This window comes from Natronomonas sp. EA1 (assembly GCF_051195035.1).
GTDB lineage: Archaea > Halobacteriota > Halobacteria > Halobacteriales > Haloarculaceae > JBNTJV01.
The window spans coordinates 245,545-261,703 of sequence record NZ_JBNTJV010000003.1 but is presented as its reverse complement, the minus strand read 5'-3'; the positions used below and the strand labels follow the sequence as shown (position 1 = coordinate 261,703).

The following is a 16,159-nucleotide window of genomic DNA, read 5'->3' as shown; positions in this document are numbered from 1 at the left end:
GACGCGTCGCTCTCGTCGTCGCGTCGAAAGAATACTCGTTTTCAGGTGTGCGGTGCGGGGGTGGGTCGGTGGTGGGTGGTGACGTAAAACCGAACTTACATCATGCCGCCCATGCCGCCGCCCATACCGCCCATGCCGCCGCCCATGCCACCGCCGCCCGGCGGCATCTCGTCGTCGCCGCCGTCGTCGCCGCTCTGGCCACCCTTGAGGTCGCCCGCGGCGATGACGTCGTCGATGCGGAGGATCATCGTGGCGGCCTCGGTGGCGCTCTCGATGGCCTGCGTCTTGACGCGGAGCGGCTCGACGACGCCGTCGGCCTCCATGTCGACCACGTCGCCCGTGTAGGCGTCGAGGCCAAACGTGGTGTTACCGGAGTCGTGCGTCTGGCGGAGGTCGACGAGCGAGTCGATGGGGTCGAGCCCGGCGTTCTCCGCGAGAGTGCGCGGGATGACGTCGATGGCGTCGGCGAACGCCTCGACGGCCAGCTGCTCGCGCCCACCGACGGAGTCGGCGTAGTCACGCAGGCCGAGCGCGAGCTCGGTCTCCGGGGCGCCGCCACCGGGGAGGACCTTCCCGTCCTCGAGGGTGACGCGGACGACGCCGAGCGAGTCCTCGACGGCGCGCTCGACCTCGTCGACGACGTGGTCCGTCCCACCGCGGAGGACGAGCGTGACCGCGCGGGCCTCCTCGACGTCCTCGACGAAGATCTTGGTGGAGCCGCCGATCTCTTTCTCGGCGACGGAGCCGGCGAAGCCGAGGTCATCCTCGGTGATGTCGTCGACGCTGGAGACGATACGACCGCCCGTCGAGCGGGCGAGCGCCTTCATGTCGGACTTCTTCGCGCGGCGGACGGCGAGGATGCCCTCCTTCGCGAGGTAGTGCTGGGCCATGTCGTCGATGCCCTTCTGGCAGAAGACGACGTCGGCGCCGACCGCTTTGAGCTGATCGACCATCTCCTGCAGCTGCTTCTCCTCCTGGTCGAGGAACTGCTGGAGCTGGCTCGGGTCGGTGACGTTGACCTCGGCGTCGATCTCGGTCTCCTTGACCTCGATCGCGGTGTCGAGCAGCGCGATGTTGGCGTCCTCGACGAAGTAGGGCATGTTGTCGTGGACGCGCTCTTTGCCCACGATGACGCCCTCGACGAGCTCGGACTGGTCGACGGAGCCGCCGACGACCTTCTCCACTTTGATGTTGTCCGTGTCGATCTCGTCCTCGTCGGCGACGGCGAGGACGGCGTCGACGACGAGCCCCGCGAGGAGGTCCTTCGCGTTCTCCGCGCCCTTGCCGGTCATGGCGGTCGCGGCGATCTTCTGGAGGAGCTCCTCGTCGTCGGGCTCGACGTCGATGGCGATCTCCTCGAGGATCTCCTTCGCCTTCGCGGCGGCCTGCCGGTACCCCTGTGCGAGGATGGTGGCGTGGATGTCCTGCTCCAGCAGGTCCTCGGCCTTCGCGAGGAGCTCACCGGAGATGACGACGGAGGTGGTGGTGCCGTCGCCGACCTCGTCCTCCTGCGTCTCCGCGACCTCGACGATCATGTTGGCCGCGGGGTGCTCGATGTCCATCTCCTTCAGGATGGTGACGCCGTCGTTCGTGACGACGACGTTGCCCGAGTTGTCGACGAGCATCTTGTCCATCCCTTTCGGGCCGAGTGTGGTACGGACGGACTCGGCGACGGCCTTCCCCGCCGTGATGTTCATCGACTGGGCGTCACGGCCAGAGGTTCGCTGGCTGTCCTCCGAGAGTACGATAAGGGGTTGGTTACCCATCTGCTGAGCCATAGTCAGTCGAACGATTGTATGCGATTCTATATAAACATTTCCCTAACGGGAATACTCGAACCCGCCGCAGGCTAGCGATTATCGTGTGAACTGCTAGCACAAATCGGGCGGGGTACTTACGGGCTCACCGCTCGCCGGCGCCGAACTCGTGGTAGCCGAGCGTCTCGGATTTCATCTCGTTGTGCTTGCGTTCGAGGAAGGAGTAGACCGCGCCGTGAGGCGCGCCGTCGAGGATCATGTCCGTCGCCGACCGGACGGCCTCGACCTGCTCGGGCGTGCCGATGATGCCGAGCGTCGAGCCGTAGATGACGACCTTCGCGCCGGAGAGCTCCTCCATCAGCTGGCGGGTGCGGCCGTTCTCGCCGATGAGTCGGCCCTTCTTCCGTTTCAGGTCGCGTTTGTTGCGGGTCGCTTTGTCCAGGTCGAGGAGGTCGAACATCGTCAGGTCGTCCTCCAGGAGGGTGAGGGCGTCCTCGGGGGCGAAGCCGCGGCCGATGGCGCGGACGATGTCCGGACCGTTGAGCGCCGTGATGGGGTCGCCGACGCTCTCCACTTCGACCGACCCCGTCTCGGAGTCGATGTTGAGACGGACCTCCGCACGGGATTCGATCTCCCGCATCGTCGCCCCACCTTCGCCGATGAGGACGCCGATACGGTCCTGCGGAATCGTCACGTGTTGCATAATCGCCCGTATTCACTACGGACGGTTAAGCGTTCGTTCCTACCGAAAACAGGGGATGTGACGTAGTGGCGCGCGGCGTCACCCGGCTGGCAGCCGTCCCCCGCGCGCTGTGGGTGCCTCCGTTTGCCCGTTTCACGTGCCGTTACGCGAACAGCGAGACGATGGCGTTCACGCCCGCGGAGACGGACGTGCCGGCGTCGACGTTCGCGTCAGCGTCGGCCTGCGCGTTCGCCTCGACGTCTGCCGAGCTGTCGGCCTCGTCGCTGTCCTCGTCGTCAGCCTCCTCCGAGTCGTCGTCGTCGTGCTCGTCAGCGGCGTGGTCGTCGTCGTCGTGCTCGTGTTCCTCAGCCCGCTCGGACTCGTGGGCCTCGTCGTCGGCCTCGGCGTCCTCGTCGTCGGCGTTCTCGGCACCGTCCTCGGCCTCGTCGTCGGCGTGCTCGTTCGGCCCCTCGGACTCCTCGACCTCACCGGGGTACTCGAACTCCTCCTCGAGGAGGACGAGCGAGCCGTTCTCGACCGCGTACTCCTGTTCGCCCGTGAACGCGTCGCTCACGAGTTCGAGTTCGAGCTCCTCCTCGCCCGTGTGCTCGAAGGTGAGCGTGCCGTTCGCGTCGGTGGTGCCGACCCGCTCGTCGTCGACGTACACCGAGGCGTTCGAGACGGCCTCGCCGTCGTTCGTCACGGTGAGCGAGACGGTGCCGTTGTCGTACGTCGCGCTCACGTCAGCGTTCGCCGCGGCTTGTGCGGTCCCACCGGTCTCGGCGTCCGACACCGAACCGGTACTACTCACGGCGGCCGCCCCGCCGACGACGGTCAGCATCGCCGCGAGGGCAACCGCGAGTGCTTTCGTCTTCATGCACTCCCTCGTAGTCGAGACACCCCCATAAACCGGGTCAGCCGTTCAGCGCTGTTTCATCGATTTCGGCCGTTCGAGCCCGTTTTCGGGGGTTTGAACGGAATGAACTCAGATGGACCGTTCAAAGACGAGTTCGCGGTACGGAACCCCCGCCATCTCGCGGCGGTCCTCGTCGATCTCCTCGAACCCTTTCGCCTGCAGGAACCCCTGCCCGACGTAGTTCTCCGCGAACACGGCGGCACGGATGCGGTCGACGCCGCTCGCCTCCGCGGAGTCCGCGACGGTCCCGAGGAGTTCGGAGCCGACGCCCGCCTCCCAGTGGTCGGGGTGGACGAACAGCGTGTGGAGCTCCACCTCGTCGGCCCAGGTCTGCTGGGCGCTGGCGAACCCCACCACCTCGCCGTCGCGCTCGTAGACGACGAACAGGAGGTCGTCGCGCTCCTCGAGGACTCGTTCGAGGAACTCGGGGTCGTAGCCGTCCTCGAGCGCCTCCTCGCGCGCGTCGTGGGTCATGAAGCCGGCGTAGGCGGCCTCCCACGCGGCGCGGGTCACCGCGCGGATGGCGTCGATATCCTCGCTTCGGGCGGGTCGGATGGGCATATCCCCACTCCGGGGTGACGCGTAATCAGCCTGCGGGGTCACGGTCGGAGCGCTCCACGTCAGTCACCGTCCCGTCCGTCTCGATGTGGGCGCTGAGGGTGTCCCCGTCGAGGGTGATGGTCACGGCCACCCGGCCGTCGTCGGTGCGTTCCTCCGCGATGTCCCGCATGGAGACGAGCCGCCACGAGGGGGTAGCCGTCGGGTCGATGCCGTGGTCGTAGAAGAACCCCTGCGTCGCCGGATGGTAGAGCAGGGGGGAGGTCGCGGACGAGCGCGCCTCGTCACCGCAGCGCTCGCAGATCCAGCGGATGACGAACGGGTCCGCCTCGGTGTCGAGCACGCCGGCGAGTCGCCCGGCGCAGTTCGCACAGAACCCGGAGGTGATGCGTTCGAACAGGCTGTACATCCAGCGGTCGAACGCCGCCGGGAGCTCCTCGGGGGCGTACTGGTCGAGCGTCCCCGGTGGGAAGCCGAAGCGGTTCTGCCACTCCTCGCAGGTCGGGCATTCGAGGCGCGCGTGCTCGTCCTCGTAGGTCGCGACGAGGGGCCGTTTCCCGCACGTCGGACAGGGGTCGTCCACCGCGATGGGCTCCATCGTGGCCTCGGCGGTGTAGGTGCCGGCGATGACGGCCCCGACGACCTGCCGGCCGGCCATCGAGAGCTCGTACCCCGCCTCGCCGTCGGTGACGAAGGTGCCGACGAGCTTTCCGAGGTGGTAGTTGAACTGCCCGGAGTCGCGCATTCCCACGCGCTCGCGGAGCGCGGAGAAGCTTCGGGGACCGTCGGCTTCGGCGAGCGCCCGGAGGATGTCGACGCGGGTCTCGTTGCCGAGCAGGGCGAACACCGCCTCCGGGGGGCGGTGCTCGACGTGAATCGTGTCGCTCATTCGGAAATAGGGGGTCGCCAGCGGTGAAAGCCGTTACTCCTCTTCGTCGCTATTCCGAGGGCTCGCTTCACTCGCCCTCGCGGCTCACGGGTCACTTCGTTCCCCGTTCGCTATTCCGAGGGCTCGCTTCACTCGCCCTCGCTCGTGACGAACTCCAGCAGCGAGTCCGCGTCGGCGTCGGCCCCCTGCCGGGCGAAGAAGGCCGCGACGTTCCGGCAGTCGCGCTCGAGGAACTCCTGGTGGTTGGGGTGGTGGACGGTGACGGCCTGACCCAGATCGAGGATGGTGAGTTCGCCCTCGTGGACGACGATGTTGTACTCCGAGAGGTCGCCGTGGACGAGCCCCGCGCGGTGGAGCCGTCGCATGTACTCGCGGACGACCTCGTAGGCCACCTGGGGGTTCTCCACCTCCACCTCGTTCAGCCGGCGGGCGCGGTCGTCGCCCTGGCCGAGATACTCCATCACGAGGACGTTCCGCTCCGTGGCGATGGGGTCGGGAACGCGCACGCCCGCGTCGCGAGCGCGCGAGAGGTTCGCGAACTCCTTTTTCGTCCACGCGACGACGACCTTCTTCTTGTCCGAGCCGATCCCCTCGAACCGGGGGTCGCCGTCGAGGTAGTCGCGCATCGCGCGGAAGTCGGAGGCGTTGATCCGGTAGATCTTCACCGCGACTTCGGCGTCGGGCCCCTGTGCGAGATAGACGTTCGCCTCCTTCCCCGTCGAGAGCGGGCCGCCGAAGGCGTCGATATGCCCGTCCTGGACGAGCTTGTAGAGCGCGCCCAGGGTGGCCTCGTCGAAGACGGAGTCCTCGACTTTGAACTGGTCTGCGTCCTTGATGCGCTCGGTGAACTCGAGGAACTGCCGGTCGCGCTTGCGGGCGATCCGGTCGGCTTCGGTGTCGGTGACGTCGATCTCCTCCCACTCGTCACCGGGGGTGCCCTCGGCGTCGGCGAGGAGGTCGTAGTCCCCCATCAGACGGAGTCCTGAATGTGGCCTTCCTCACGCAGCTGGTCCGCGGCCTGCTTGTCGTAGCGCCACTCGATATCCCCCTTCTCGTCCTGCCAGTCCCACGGCGAGACGAGCACCACGTCGTTCTCGCGGATCCAGACGCGCTTTTGCATCCGGCCCGGGATGCGTGCGGTCCGTGTCTGCCCGTCCATGCACCGTACCTTCACGCGGTTCGCCCCGAGCATCTCCGTGACGATGGCGAACACCTCGCCCTCGTCGGGCATCCGGAGGTTCTGCCGTCCACCTTCGTTCTCGCTCATGTGCGTTCGTTCGTGAGGGAGACGTATAACTCTTGTAAACTGCCCGGTTTCGGCCGCCGCAGGTCCACAGCCGCCGGCTTCGCTCTCGTCATCCACGCCGTCACCGGATTCCGTCCTTCGCGTGGGGACTGTGCGACCGGGTACCAACAGTTATACTCACCCGCTCGGAACTCCGGGGCATGCGAGCCGTCGTCTTTCATGGCCCCGGTGAACCGCTCACGGTCGAGGAGGTCGACCGCCCCGACTGCGATCCCGAGGGGGTCGTCGTCGAGACCGAAGCCTGCGGCGTCTGCCGGTCGGACTGGCACGCGTGGCAGGGTGACTGGTCGTGGATCGGCGTCATGTCCACGCCCGGGCTCATCTTCGGGCACGAACCCGTCGGGCGCATCGTCGAGGTGGGCGAGAACGTCTCCGGTTTCTCGGAAGGAGACCGCGTCACCAACCCGTTCAACCTCGCGGACGGCACCTGCCACCGCTGCAAACAGGGCCACCAGAACACCTGCGAGCGCTCCGTCCCGATGGGGTTCGTGGAGTTCTCGAAGGGCGCCTTCGCGGAGGAGTACCCCGTCCGCTACGCGGACACGAACCTCGTCAAGATTCCCGACGGCGTGGATCCCGTCGACGTGGCGGGTCTCGGCTGCCGGTTCGCCACGGCGTTCCACGGCATCGCCCACCGGGTCGATATCGCGCCAGGGGACTGGGTCGCCGTCCACGGCTGTGGCGGGGTCGGCCTCTCCGCGATCCACGTCGCGGACGCGCTCGGCGCGAACGTCATCGCCGTCGACGTGAAACAGGCCGCCCTCGACAAGGCCGTCGAACTCGGCGCCGACGAGACGGTGACGGTGGACGAGGTGCAGGACGTCCCGCAGGCCGTCAAGAAACACACCCCGCGCTCGCGCGGCGCGGACGTGTCGGTCGACGCCCTCGGCATCGCCGCCACCTGCCGCAACTCCATCAACTCGATCGGGAAGGGCGGCCAGCATCTCCAGATCGGCCTCACCACGAGCGAGGAGGAGGGGGAGGTCTCCCTGCCAGTCGACCAGATCGTCTTCGACGAACGCGAGTTCCTCGGCTCCTACGGGATGCCCGCCCACGAGTACGACGAGATCTTCCGGATGATGGCGACCGGGAAGCTCTCACCCGGGAAGATCGTCTCCGAAACGATCTCGCTCGACGAGGTCCCCGACACCATCGCCTCGATGGGGGAGTACGACACGGTCGGGATTCCGGTCTGCAACTCCTTTTGAGGAATCACCGTTTTTAAGCCCGAACCGCGACAGGCCCGAGTATGCTCGACAAACTCGGTACCATCGGCGTCGCCGGCCTCCTCCTGCTCGTCGCCGGCCTCGCCATCGTCGCGTGGAAAGCCCCAGTCGTCGCCGGCGGGATGGCGCTCGTGCTCGTCGGTCTCGCGCTCACGGTGAAAGGGCTGGTCGGCTCCCTCCTCAACTCGATGGGGATGGGCGGGATGCTCTAACGGTACACGAGCAAGGGAACGGGGAACAGCCCCACCACGCCCCACGCGAGCGCCCGGAGCGCCCGGGAGCGTGCGAGGGCGGGGTCGTCCGTGGTGAGATACACGCCCGCAGCCACGGCGATACCGAGCCCCAGCGCGAACAGGTACACCACGACCAGCGCGTCCAGCGTGCTCATCCGCGCTGCTCCTTCCGGCGCTCGGCCCGGTGCTCGCTGATGAGCTGGTCGAGCTGTTCGGACTGCTCCGCCTTCCGGCGCTCCTCCGCGCGGGCCTCCCAGTCGTCGATGACTTCCTCCACGTCGCTCTCGCTGGCGACGGCGAGCTCGTCGATCTCCTGTATCGACACCTCCTCCGCGGAACCCACGGGGATCCCGTGGTCGAACAGCACGGCATCGGCCTGCTCGGAGAGCTGGCCGTGCCGGAGGACGACCCGCGGCTCGCAGTCGGCCAGCAGTTCGGCGGTGGCCTTCCCCGCCCCCGAGGCGTCCCGCAGGAGTACCACGTCACCCGACGCGATGCCGTAGGCCTCCTGGGCCGATTCGATGGCCCCCGTCGTGAACTGGTCGATGGGTTTGACGGGGACCAGGTTCCGCCCCTCCGCCACGTCCGCGAAGTTCGAGTGGTCGAGCTTCCACAGCTCCTTCAGGCGTTCGAGCTTCCCTTCCAACTGCTCGTTCGCCTGCCGCTCCTCCTCCAGTTCCCCTTTCAGCCGCTCGTTCTCGCGTTTCAGGCGACTCACCTCGCGGCGCTCGCGCACCTCCTGGCGCTCCTGTGAGCGCGCCCGCGAGAGCTTCTGTTCGTACTCCGCGATGCGTTCGGTCTTCTCCGTCACCGTCTCTCGGAGGTCCTCGACGTGGCCCTCCAGCCGCTCGATGCGCGACTGAAGGCGTTTGATCTCCTTCTCCTCCGCCGTCAGCTCACGCGGGGTGTGCTCGGTGGACTCCTCCTCTTCGCCCGACTCGTCCTCGGTCAAATCGTCGATGACGGCCTCCACGGGCTCCTCGTTGCGAAGCACGCGGGCCGTCACCTCCCCTCGGTCGAACTGTGCGGGGATCTTCCGGGCGATCCTGGAAAACTGGTCCTCGTGGGCGTCGAAGGCGAACAGCGCCGCGGCCGTCGCGTCGCGCTCGTGGTCGTTGTCGTACCCCACCTCGCGGGTGCGGTGCTGTTTGCTGTCGACGGCGAGATCCGTCTCGGGCGCCCACCCCGCGGCGTCGAAGCTCCGACGGAACTTCTCGACCGTCTCGGGCATCGGGGTCACGTCCGCGGCGACGAGCAGCGGCCGCCCGCGCTCGATGATCCACTCGATGACCGCGGCCGTATCCGCGGTGCGGGTCGAGAGCGTGTCGAGGACGTTCCCGTCCAGGTCGACGATGGACACCGCGGTCGTGGTGCCGGGGTCGATACCGACGATGACGTGGTCCCGGCGCTTGACGAGCGGCTGGAACTCGATGCCGTCGCGCCGTTCACGCTCGATTTCCACACGTACGTCACCGGCTCGTCCCCGCGAAACGGGAATCTCGCTCGGTCGTGCGTGAACACGAAAGCGGGCCTGCGAGTAGCCGCCGTACTTTTCGGTCACGTCCTTCTCGAACTCCAGACCCGCCTCCTTCAGGTCCGACTCGATGTCGCGGGCCGCGCGCTTGACGTTCCCGTGAATCCGTCGCGTGTACCGGTCCTGACTCCACCCCCCTTTTCCAGTCGAGCGCCCCCGCGAGACCTTTATTTCCGTGACGTCGGTGAACGCCGACACTTCGTGGCCGACGTTGGCCGCGGCGAGTCGGGCGGCGGCCTCCGCCTCCTTCATCGGCTTCTTGCCGTACGGAACGCCGTGGCGCCCCGCGACCCGCGAGAGGGGTTCCGGGCGCTCGGCGCCGGTGACCTGTACCAGCTTCGTCTCGCTGGGCAACTCACGCAGGAAGTGGACGAGCGCGTCCTTGTCGGCCGCCAGCTCGTACATGTTGTCGGTGGCGACGATACCGGGCTCCTCGCGGTCGATGAGCCGTCGGAGCTTGCGGTGGGTGACGACGTCGCGGTCGAGGTGCTCCCCGTCGAAGGCGACGACGGCGTAGGAGGGCGCGTCGCCGCGAACGTCGCCGCTCTGTACGTCGACGCCGAAGACGACGGCATCGAGCGCACGCGTGCGGGTGCTCACGGGGTGTCTTTGGAAACGCCGAGAGATAAATTGCCTGCCGGTTTCGGGCTCAGTCGCTCGGGTACGGTACCTCCAGGTCGTCGCCGTCGTCCGGGAGGAAGGCCTCGGGAAACACCTCGCGGGCCTCCCGCTGGATCACGGACTCCCGGCCCGCATACCGGGAGGAGACGTGGGTGAGCGCCAGCCGCTTCACGTCGGCGCGGTTCGCCAGCTCCGCGGCCTGCTTCGCCGTGGAGTGGCCGGTCATCCCCGCCCGCTCGGCCCGGTCCTCGGCGAAGGTGGCGTCGTGGATGAGCAGGTCGGCCCCGTCGGCGGTCTCGACGGTCGCGCCCGTGGGTCGGGTGTCGCCGGTGTAGACGACCGTGCGGCCGGGACGGGGCTCGCCGACGACCTGTTCCGGCTGCACGACGCTCCCGTCGTCCAGTTCGACGGGCTCGCCGTTGTGGAGTTTCGAGAACGCCGGGCCGACCGGGACGCCGAGCTCCTCGGCCCGTTCGCGGTCGAAACGCCCCTTGCGGTCCTCCTCGACGAGCGCGTACCCAACCGACCGGGCGCGGTGGTCCGTCTCGAACGCCTCGACGGTGTACTCCCCGCTGTCGAGGACGGTGTCGCCCGGGTGGACCTCGTTGACGCGGACGGCGTAGGAGGGGCTCGCGCCGGTGACGCGCGTGAGCCGTTCGACGAGCTTGCGCGTGCCGTAGGGGGTGTGGATGGCGAGTGGCTCCTCGCGGTCGTTGAAGTCGAGGGTCTGGAGGAGGCCGGGCAGCCCCAGCACGTGGTCGCCGTGGGTGTGGGTGAGAAAGACGTGGTCGATGGTGAAGCCGGTGTTGAACCGCATCATCTGGCGCTGGGTCCCCTCCCCGCAGTCGAAGAGGAAGCGGTCGCCCTCCCGCTGGACGAACACGGCACTCGTGTTCCGCGTCGTGGTCGGAATCGCCCCGCTGGTCCCGAGAAACGTCACGCGCAAGGACATCTATACTCGGGTTCGACGGGGGACGGATAAACGGCTGTCGGAACGCGTCGTTCGCGTCGTTCATACCGTTTATCGCGCTCCCGTGTGGTGGTTTGAACCCACCCGAACGGCCACCGGGCTTAACACGCCTTCTGCCAGTATCCACTGGTGATGACACGACCACTGCTTGCCATCGCCCTCACGGCGATGCTCGTGCTGGCCGGCTGTTCGGCCCCGGTCTCTCCGGGCTCGAACGCGCCCGGCGGTGAGGGGACGATTCAGTTCTACGTCTCCGACGAGAACAACGCGATCGACGACTTCGAGCACCTGAACGTCACGATCACGAAGGTCGGCCTCCACCAGGCCGACGCGAACGAGTCGGACGACGCGGAAACCGAGACACCGAACGAGACGGAGGTGGAAAACGAGACGGAGACTGAAACCGAGGCCACGGAAGCCGATGACGAGGACGAGACTGGCTGGGTCGAACAGGACGTCGACAACCGGGCGATCGACCTCACCGAGCTGAAGGGCGCGAACGCCACCATGCTGACGGAGTTCGGCGTGCCCAACGGAACGTACGACAAGGCGTTCGTGTACGTGAGCGACGTGGAGGGGACGCTGAAGAACGGCGAGCAGGTGGAGGTGAAACTCCCCTCCTCGAAGATGCATATCAACACGGCGTTCACCGTCGGTGACGGCGAGGAAGTGCAGTTCGTCTACGACATCACCGTCGTGAAGCGCGGGAACTCCGGGAAGTACAACATCAAGCCGGTCGTGAGCGAGTCCGGCACGGACGTCCCCATCGAGGACGTCGACGACGAGTCGGACGATGCCGAGGACGCTGACGAGGACGAGGGGACGCCCGAGCCGAGCGAGACGCCCGAGAACGACTCCGAGGGTGCCGCGGCTAACGGGCAGGCGTCGATGAACTTCTACGTCTCCGACGAGAAGAACGCCATCGACGACTTCGCCCACCTGAACGTCACTGTCACCGAGATCGGCGTCCACGGCGAGGACGGCTGGCGTGAGTACGCCGTCGACAACGGGACCGTCGACCTCACGACGCTGAAGGGGAACAACGCCACGCTACTCTCCGAGGTGAACATCTCGGAGGGGTCGTACGACAAGGTGTTCGTCTACGTAAGCGACGTGGACGGCACGCTCACGAACGGCGAGACGACCGACGTGAAGCTCCCCTCCTCGAAGCTCCAGATCAACGAGCGGTTCAACGTGACCGCCGGTGAGGACGTGGACTTCGTCTACGACATCACCGTCGTGAAGCGTGGCAACTCGGGGAGCTACAACATCAAGCCGGTCGTGAGCGAGTCCGGCACGGACGTTCCCATCGACAAGGTGGACCGTGACGGCGAGCCCGTCGAAGACGACGAGGCTGACGAGGAGGCGGCGGGGAACCTCACCGCTAGCTTCGTCGGCACCGTCACGGCGGGCAAGAACGCCACCGTCGACGTGCGCTACAACGGCTCCGCTGCCGAGAACGCGACGGTCACCTACGACGGGACGGACTACACGACCGACGCGAACGGGACGGTAACCGTCGCGGTCCCCGAAGACGCGGAGGAGGTCGAGGTGACCGTCACCTACCAGGGCGCCGAGGTCGAACTGGCCGTCGAGTTCGGTGAGGAGGAGCCGACGCCGACCGCCGACGGATCGAACGACGGCACGAGCGAGCAGGGCGCGAACACGACCGAGACGGCCACGCCGACGCCGGCGTAACGGCTCGCACTGAGCACAGCCGAGAGCGAACAGGCGACGGACCACCGCACACGACGCGCGCCGTCGCACACCCGTGATCGCGGGGCGACCCCCGCTCGCGCGCCGTGACCGAGTTCAGGTCACGGGGACGCTGCTTCCTTCTGGTATTTCAACCTCCGGAGCCGCGGCTCTGGGGGTGAAAAAACGGAAAACGGGGAGGGACTACTCGTCGACGTAGGTGAACCACTCGTCGTAGCCGTCGAGCCGGCCCTCGACGAGGTCGAAGAACGTCTGCTGGATGTCCTTCGTCACCGGGCCGCGGGTGCCCGAGCCGATCTCGTTGTCGTCGACGGTCTTGATGGGCGTCACCTCGGCGGCGGTGCCGGTGAAGAACAGCTCGTCGGCGGTGTAGAGCTGGCTCCGGGAGATGACGGCCTCGTCGTGGACCGTGTAGCCCTTCTCGCGGGCGAGCGTGATGGCCGTCTTCCGGGTGATACCGTCGAGGATGGACTGGGCGAGCCCGGGAGTGTAGATCTCCCCGTCTTTCACCATGAAGATGTTCTCGCCGGGGCCCTCCGCGACGTTCCCCTCCTTGTTGAGGACGATGGCCTCGACGTAGCCGTTCGAGCGGGCCTCCTCGCCGGCGAGCAGGCTGTTGATGTACGGGCCGGTCGCCTTCGCGTTCGTCGGGATCTGCGAGGAGGAGTGTTTCCGCCACGAGGAGACCATCACGTCGACGCCCTTCTCCAGCGCCTCGTCACCGAGGTAGGTCCCCCACGGCCAGCAGGCGACCATCGTGCGGGTCGGGCAGTTCTTCGGGGAGACGCCAAGCGAGTCGTAGCCGAAGAACGACAGCGGCCGGATGTAGCAGGACTCCATGTCCTGCCGGCGGATGAGTTCCAGCGTGGCCTCCTTCAGCTCCTCGGGGGTGTGCTGGATGTCGAGATTGTAGGGTTTCGCCGACTCGTAGAGCCGGTCGAGGTGCTCGTCGAACCGGAAGACTGCGGGGCCGTCCTCGGTGTCGTAGCAGCGGATGCCCTCGAAGACACCCGTCCCGTAGTGGAGCGCGTGGGAGAGCACGTGGATCTGGGCGTCCTCCCAGTCCACGAACTCGCCGTCCATCCAGATCGTATCGACGTCCATATCGGCGAAGCTCATAGGTGCCGATTGGGGGCATCGATAATGAGTGTTGGCGGTTCCGTTCAGAGGTCGCGGACGAGCGCGGCCCCCTCGACGTAGGGGAAGCCGTGGCGATCCGCGTACGCGCGGGCGTCGGCGGGGGTGAGCGCCTTGCCGGTCCGGTCGTCGAGCATCTCGCAGACGACGACGGCGGGTTCGGTGCCCGCGGCCTCGGAGAGGGCGATACCGAGCTCCGTGTGGCCCTCTCTGTCGGCGAGGAGGTTCGGGGCCGCACGCAGAAGGTGGACGTGTCCCGGCGCGCGGAACTCGCCGGCGAAGTCGACGCCCTCGGGGGCGCGAGCCGCCTCGCCGAGCTGGGAGATGGTGAGTGCCCGGTCGTCGTCCGTGATGCCGGTGAAGGTGTCGCGGTGGTTCACCGTCAGCGAGAACGAGGAGCGCTCGTCGTAGCCGAGCTGGTGGTCACCGGCCAGCGGGTGGTCGATGGTCTCCTGGAGGAAGGGGAGCTCCCACGTCTCCGAGACCCGATCGGAGAGCGCGACGCAGATGAGCCCACCCGCGTCGTTGCGGAGCCGGCGGACGGCCTCGCTATCGACGCTCGCGGCGGGGTACACCAGGTCCGTCTCCCCCTCGCGGTCCGCAGCGTCGTGGATGAGCACGGGCTCGCCGCGCTCGAAGGCGGCGACGGCGCGCTCGACGGCGGTGACCCCGTCCCCGCGGGTCACGTCACTCTCCGACATGGACGGTCACCTCCGTGTCGTCCTCGAGCGCGAGTTCCTCGCGCAGTTTGTCGGGGGCGATGAGTTCGAGCTGGTCGGCGCCGTGGTGGGTCCGTTCGGGCGCGACGACGTGCGCTTCCTCGTAGCGCTGGCCGTCGTGTTCGACCGTCGCGGGCCAGCAGAAGGCGGGGCCGTAGGTCCGCTCGTCGTCCTCCCAGCCGTCGATGCGGACGGGGTCGAGCGCGTCCATGCGGGCGCGGGCCTCGACGCTCGCGTCGTCCAGATCGACGTTCAGCGTGCCGGGGAACGGCTCGTAGCCGAGGCGATCGATGAACTGCCGTTTGTAGCCCGAGAGGGAGATGTAGTGTCGGCCCTCGCCCATCCCGGAGGTGACGACGCCGGTGAGCGTCACGGCCGAATCGCGCTCGAAGACGCGCCGCAGGAGTTCGTACTCGCGGCGGAGGGCGCGCTCGCCCGCCTCCGTGATGGTGATGCGCTGGCCGTCGCCGACGATCTCCCTATCGATGAGGTCGGCGTCTTCCAGTCGCTGGAGCCGGCGCGAGGCGGTCTGGTTCGAGGCATCGAGCCGGGCCGCCAGCGCGGCGCACGTCACCGTCGTCCGCGCGTCGAGGGCGCCCTCCAGCGCGAGGTGCTTGAGCGTCGCCAGCTCGGCGGGGCCGACGGACGCGACCTGTTCTGCCATGCCCACGAATTAGCAAGTCCACCGGATAAGCGTAACGAATGTGGCACGCATCACGAAAACGTGATAAATGGTGGAGAACCGTTCCGTATCCGTGACTGAGCACGGGTCCGTGATGAACCCCTCGATTGGGGCAGAGGGGGTGAGTCAGGCGTAGGGGTTCTCCGCCCAGAAGTCGCTGCCACCCTTCAGCTTGGGAACCCACGTGTCCTCGTCCTGTGCGAGGAGGGTGACGTTGGAGGCTTCGACCTCGCGGAGCACGGGGAACTGGGGCAGGTACTCCTGTACCTCCTCGGTGAACGCCCGGATCTCGTCGTGATACGGCATGGCGTCGCGGTCCAGCCGCCCGCGCGAGTGGCCGACGTGCATGTACCCCTTCAGCTCGACGAAGTCGGGGTCCGCGCGGTCGTAGAACCCCGCGTACCACTCGGGGGTGTGCATGTTCACGCCCTTCACGAGCGTCGTTCGCAGGACGGTCCGGGTCTCCTCCTTCTCGGCGAGCACGTCCATCGTGTCGATGAGCCGGTCCCACGCGTCGTCCTCGACGGCGTTCACGGTTCGCTGGAACGTCTGCCGGTCGGCCGCGTCGACGCTCACGTAGAGCTGCGTGGGGTCACACCGCGAGAGCATCTCGGGGTCGGTCCCGTTCGAGACGAGGAAGGTGGTGATGCCGTGGTCGTGGAACGCGTCGATGAGCTCGGGAAGATACGGGTAGAGCGTCGGCTCTCCGTCGAGCGAGATGGCGACGTGCCGGGGCTCCATCGCCTCCTCGAACACCTTCTCGGGGACCTCCTCGTTCCCGCCGAACCCGGAGAGGAGCTTGCGCTGGAGCTCGATGCTCGCCGCCACGACGGCCTCGGGGTCGTCCCACTCCACCCCGTCGAGTTCGTAGGAGTGGCCGGCGTGGTCGCGCCAGCAGAAGACGCACCGTTCGTTGCACTTCACGACGGGGGTCATCTGGATACACCGGTGAGACTGGATGCCGTAGAAGTGGTTCTTGTAGCACCGCCCCTCCCCCCGGAGGGCGTTGGCGGTCCACCCGCAGGTCTGCGCCGCCGTGTGGTTCACGTGGTGGTAGTCGGGCGAATCCACCTGCTTGGGCCCCGAGTCGCTCATACCCGAGGGTGGAGGGGGAGTGTTGAAAACGTTGTCACCTGTCCGCGCCGCGATGCACCCACAGCCGCGAGCCGACCCGCTTCGGAAACCCCTTTATTCGACGCCGTGAACCCACAGC

At 67.4% G+C, this 16,159-nt stretch carries 17 protein-coding genes; 3 read left to right on the top strand and 14 right to left on the bottom strand.

The window, feature by feature from the left end:
• Nucleotides 1-95 precede the first annotated feature (95 nt).
• The 7 genes from thsA to eif1A all read right to left on the bottom strand — a co-directional run bounded on the left by thsA (nucleotide 96) and on the right by eif1A (nucleotide 6,069).
• Nucleotides 96-1,766: a thermosome subunit alpha gene (thsA, locus tag ACQUQR_RS10955; protein WP_435196975.1), complete on the bottom strand. Its 1,671-nt coding sequence runs from the start codon at nucleotides 1,764-1,766 to the stop codon at nucleotides 96-98.
• A gap of 136 nt (nucleotides 1,767-1,902) precedes the next feature.
• Entirely contained in the window at nucleotides 1,903-2,460 is a 558-nt protein-coding gene (locus ACQUQR_RS10950; RefSeq protein WP_435196516.1) for a KH domain-containing protein, read from the bottom strand.
• 142 nt (nucleotides 2,461-2,602) lie between these two features.
• Nucleotides 2,603-3,316, bottom strand: coding sequence for a hypothetical protein (locus ACQUQR_RS10945; RefSeq protein ID WP_435196515.1), 714 nt, complete (start codon nucleotides 3,314-3,316; stop codon nucleotides 2,603-2,605).
• Nucleotides 3,317-3,424: 108 nt separating this feature from the next.
• Nucleotides 3,425-3,916 carry a GNAT family N-acetyltransferase gene (locus tag ACQUQR_RS10940; protein ID WP_435196514.1) on the bottom strand — a complete coding sequence of 164 codons (492 nt, stop codon included), beginning with the start codon at nucleotides 3,914-3,916 and terminating at the stop codon, nucleotides 3,425-3,427.
• Nucleotides 3,917-3,941: 25 nt separating this feature from the next.
• The gene (locus ACQUQR_RS10935; RefSeq protein ID WP_435196513.1) at nucleotides 3,942-4,802 is read right to left on the bottom strand and encodes an ArsR/SmtB family transcription factor; all 861 of its coding nucleotides are present in this window, start codon (nucleotides 4,800-4,802) and stop codon (nucleotides 3,942-3,944) included.
• Nucleotides 4,803-4,930: 128 nt separating this feature from the next.
• Nucleotides 4,931-5,773: a serine/threonine-protein kinase Rio1 gene (rio1, locus tag ACQUQR_RS10930; RefSeq protein ID WP_435196512.1), complete on the bottom strand. Its 843-nt coding sequence runs from the start codon at nucleotides 5,771-5,773 to the stop codon at nucleotides 4,931-4,933.
• Complete coding sequence (eif1A, locus tag ACQUQR_RS10925) at nucleotides 5,773-6,069, bottom strand: translation initiation factor eIF-1A (protein WP_435196511.1); 297 nt, start codon at nucleotides 6,067-6,069, stop codon at nucleotides 5,773-5,775. The genes rio1 and eif1A overlap by 1 nt, the downstream gene beginning before the upstream one ends.
• 179 nt (nucleotides 6,070-6,248) lie before the next feature.
• On the opposite strand from eif1A, the gene ACQUQR_RS10920 reads away from it, so the two are divergent.
• Together ACQUQR_RS10920 and ACQUQR_RS10915 are read left to right on the top strand one after the other, a co-directional pair.
• On the top strand, nucleotides 6,249-7,316 hold the full coding sequence (locus tag ACQUQR_RS10920; RefSeq protein WP_435196510.1) for a zinc-dependent alcohol dehydrogenase family protein: 1,068 nt from the start codon (nucleotides 6,249-6,251) through the stop codon (nucleotides 7,314-7,316).
• 41 nt (nucleotides 7,317-7,357) lie between these two features.
• Entirely contained in the window at nucleotides 7,358-7,546 is a 189-nt protein-coding gene (locus ACQUQR_RS10915; RefSeq protein WP_435196509.1) for a DUF7470 family protein, read from the top strand.
• On the opposite strand, the gene ACQUQR_RS10910 is transcribed toward ACQUQR_RS10915, so the two are convergent.
• The 3 genes from ACQUQR_RS10910 to rnz are packed head-to-tail and all read right to left on the bottom strand — an operon-like array spanning nucleotide 7,543 to nucleotide 10,674.
• Nucleotides 7,543-7,722: a hypothetical protein gene (locus tag ACQUQR_RS10910; RefSeq protein ID WP_435196508.1), complete on the bottom strand. Its 180-nt coding sequence runs from the start codon at nucleotides 7,720-7,722 to the stop codon at nucleotides 7,543-7,545. The genes ACQUQR_RS10915 and ACQUQR_RS10910 overlap by 4 nt on opposite strands.
• The gene (locus ACQUQR_RS10905) at nucleotides 7,719-9,701 is read right to left on the bottom strand and encodes a DUF460 domain-containing protein (protein WP_435196507.1); all 1,983 of its coding nucleotides are present in this window, start codon (nucleotides 9,699-9,701) and stop codon (nucleotides 7,719-7,721) included. The genes ACQUQR_RS10910 and ACQUQR_RS10905 overlap by 4 nt, the downstream gene beginning before the upstream one ends.
• A gap of 49 nt (nucleotides 9,702-9,750) precedes the next feature.
• A complete protein-coding gene (rnz, locus tag ACQUQR_RS10900) occupies nucleotides 9,751-10,674 on the bottom strand; it encodes a ribonuclease Z (protein WP_435196506.1) in 924 nt (307 codons plus the stop codon).
• 150 nt (nucleotides 10,675-10,824) lie between these two features.
• Here rnz and ACQUQR_RS10895 point away from each other — a divergent pair, with 150 nt between their 5' ends.
• Complete coding sequence (locus tag ACQUQR_RS10895; protein WP_435196505.1) at nucleotides 10,825-12,390, top strand: DUF4382 domain-containing protein; 1,566 nt, start codon at nucleotides 10,825-10,827, stop codon at nucleotides 12,388-12,390.
• Nucleotides 12,391-12,591: 201 nt separating this feature from the next.
• Here the strand turns inward: ACQUQR_RS10895 and ACQUQR_RS10890 are convergent, their stop codons facing one another.
• The 4 genes from ACQUQR_RS10890 to twy1 form a co-directional block, all read right to left on the bottom strand.
• A complete protein-coding gene (locus ACQUQR_RS10890) occupies nucleotides 12,592-13,527 on the bottom strand; it encodes a branched-chain amino acid transaminase (RefSeq protein ID WP_435196504.1) in 936 nt (311 codons plus the stop codon).
• Between the two features lie 44 nt (nucleotides 13,528-13,571).
• Nucleotides 13,572-14,246: a 3,4-dihydroxy-2-butanone-4-phosphate synthase gene (gene ribB, locus ACQUQR_RS10885; RefSeq protein ID WP_435196503.1), complete on the bottom strand. Its 675-nt coding sequence runs from the start codon at nucleotides 14,244-14,246 to the stop codon at nucleotides 13,572-13,574.
• The gene (locus ACQUQR_RS10880; RefSeq protein ID WP_435196502.1) at nucleotides 14,233-14,928 is read right to left on the bottom strand and encodes a DUF120 domain-containing protein; all 696 of its coding nucleotides are present in this window, start codon (nucleotides 14,926-14,928) and stop codon (nucleotides 14,233-14,235) included. The genes ribB and ACQUQR_RS10880 overlap by 14 nt, the downstream gene beginning before the upstream one ends.
• 144 nt (nucleotides 14,929-15,072) lie before the next feature.
• A complete protein-coding gene (gene twy1, locus ACQUQR_RS10875; protein ID WP_435196501.1) occupies nucleotides 15,073-16,041 on the bottom strand; it encodes a 4-demethylwyosine synthase TYW1 in 969 nt (322 codons plus the stop codon).
• Nucleotides 16,042-16,159 lie beyond the last annotated feature (118 nt).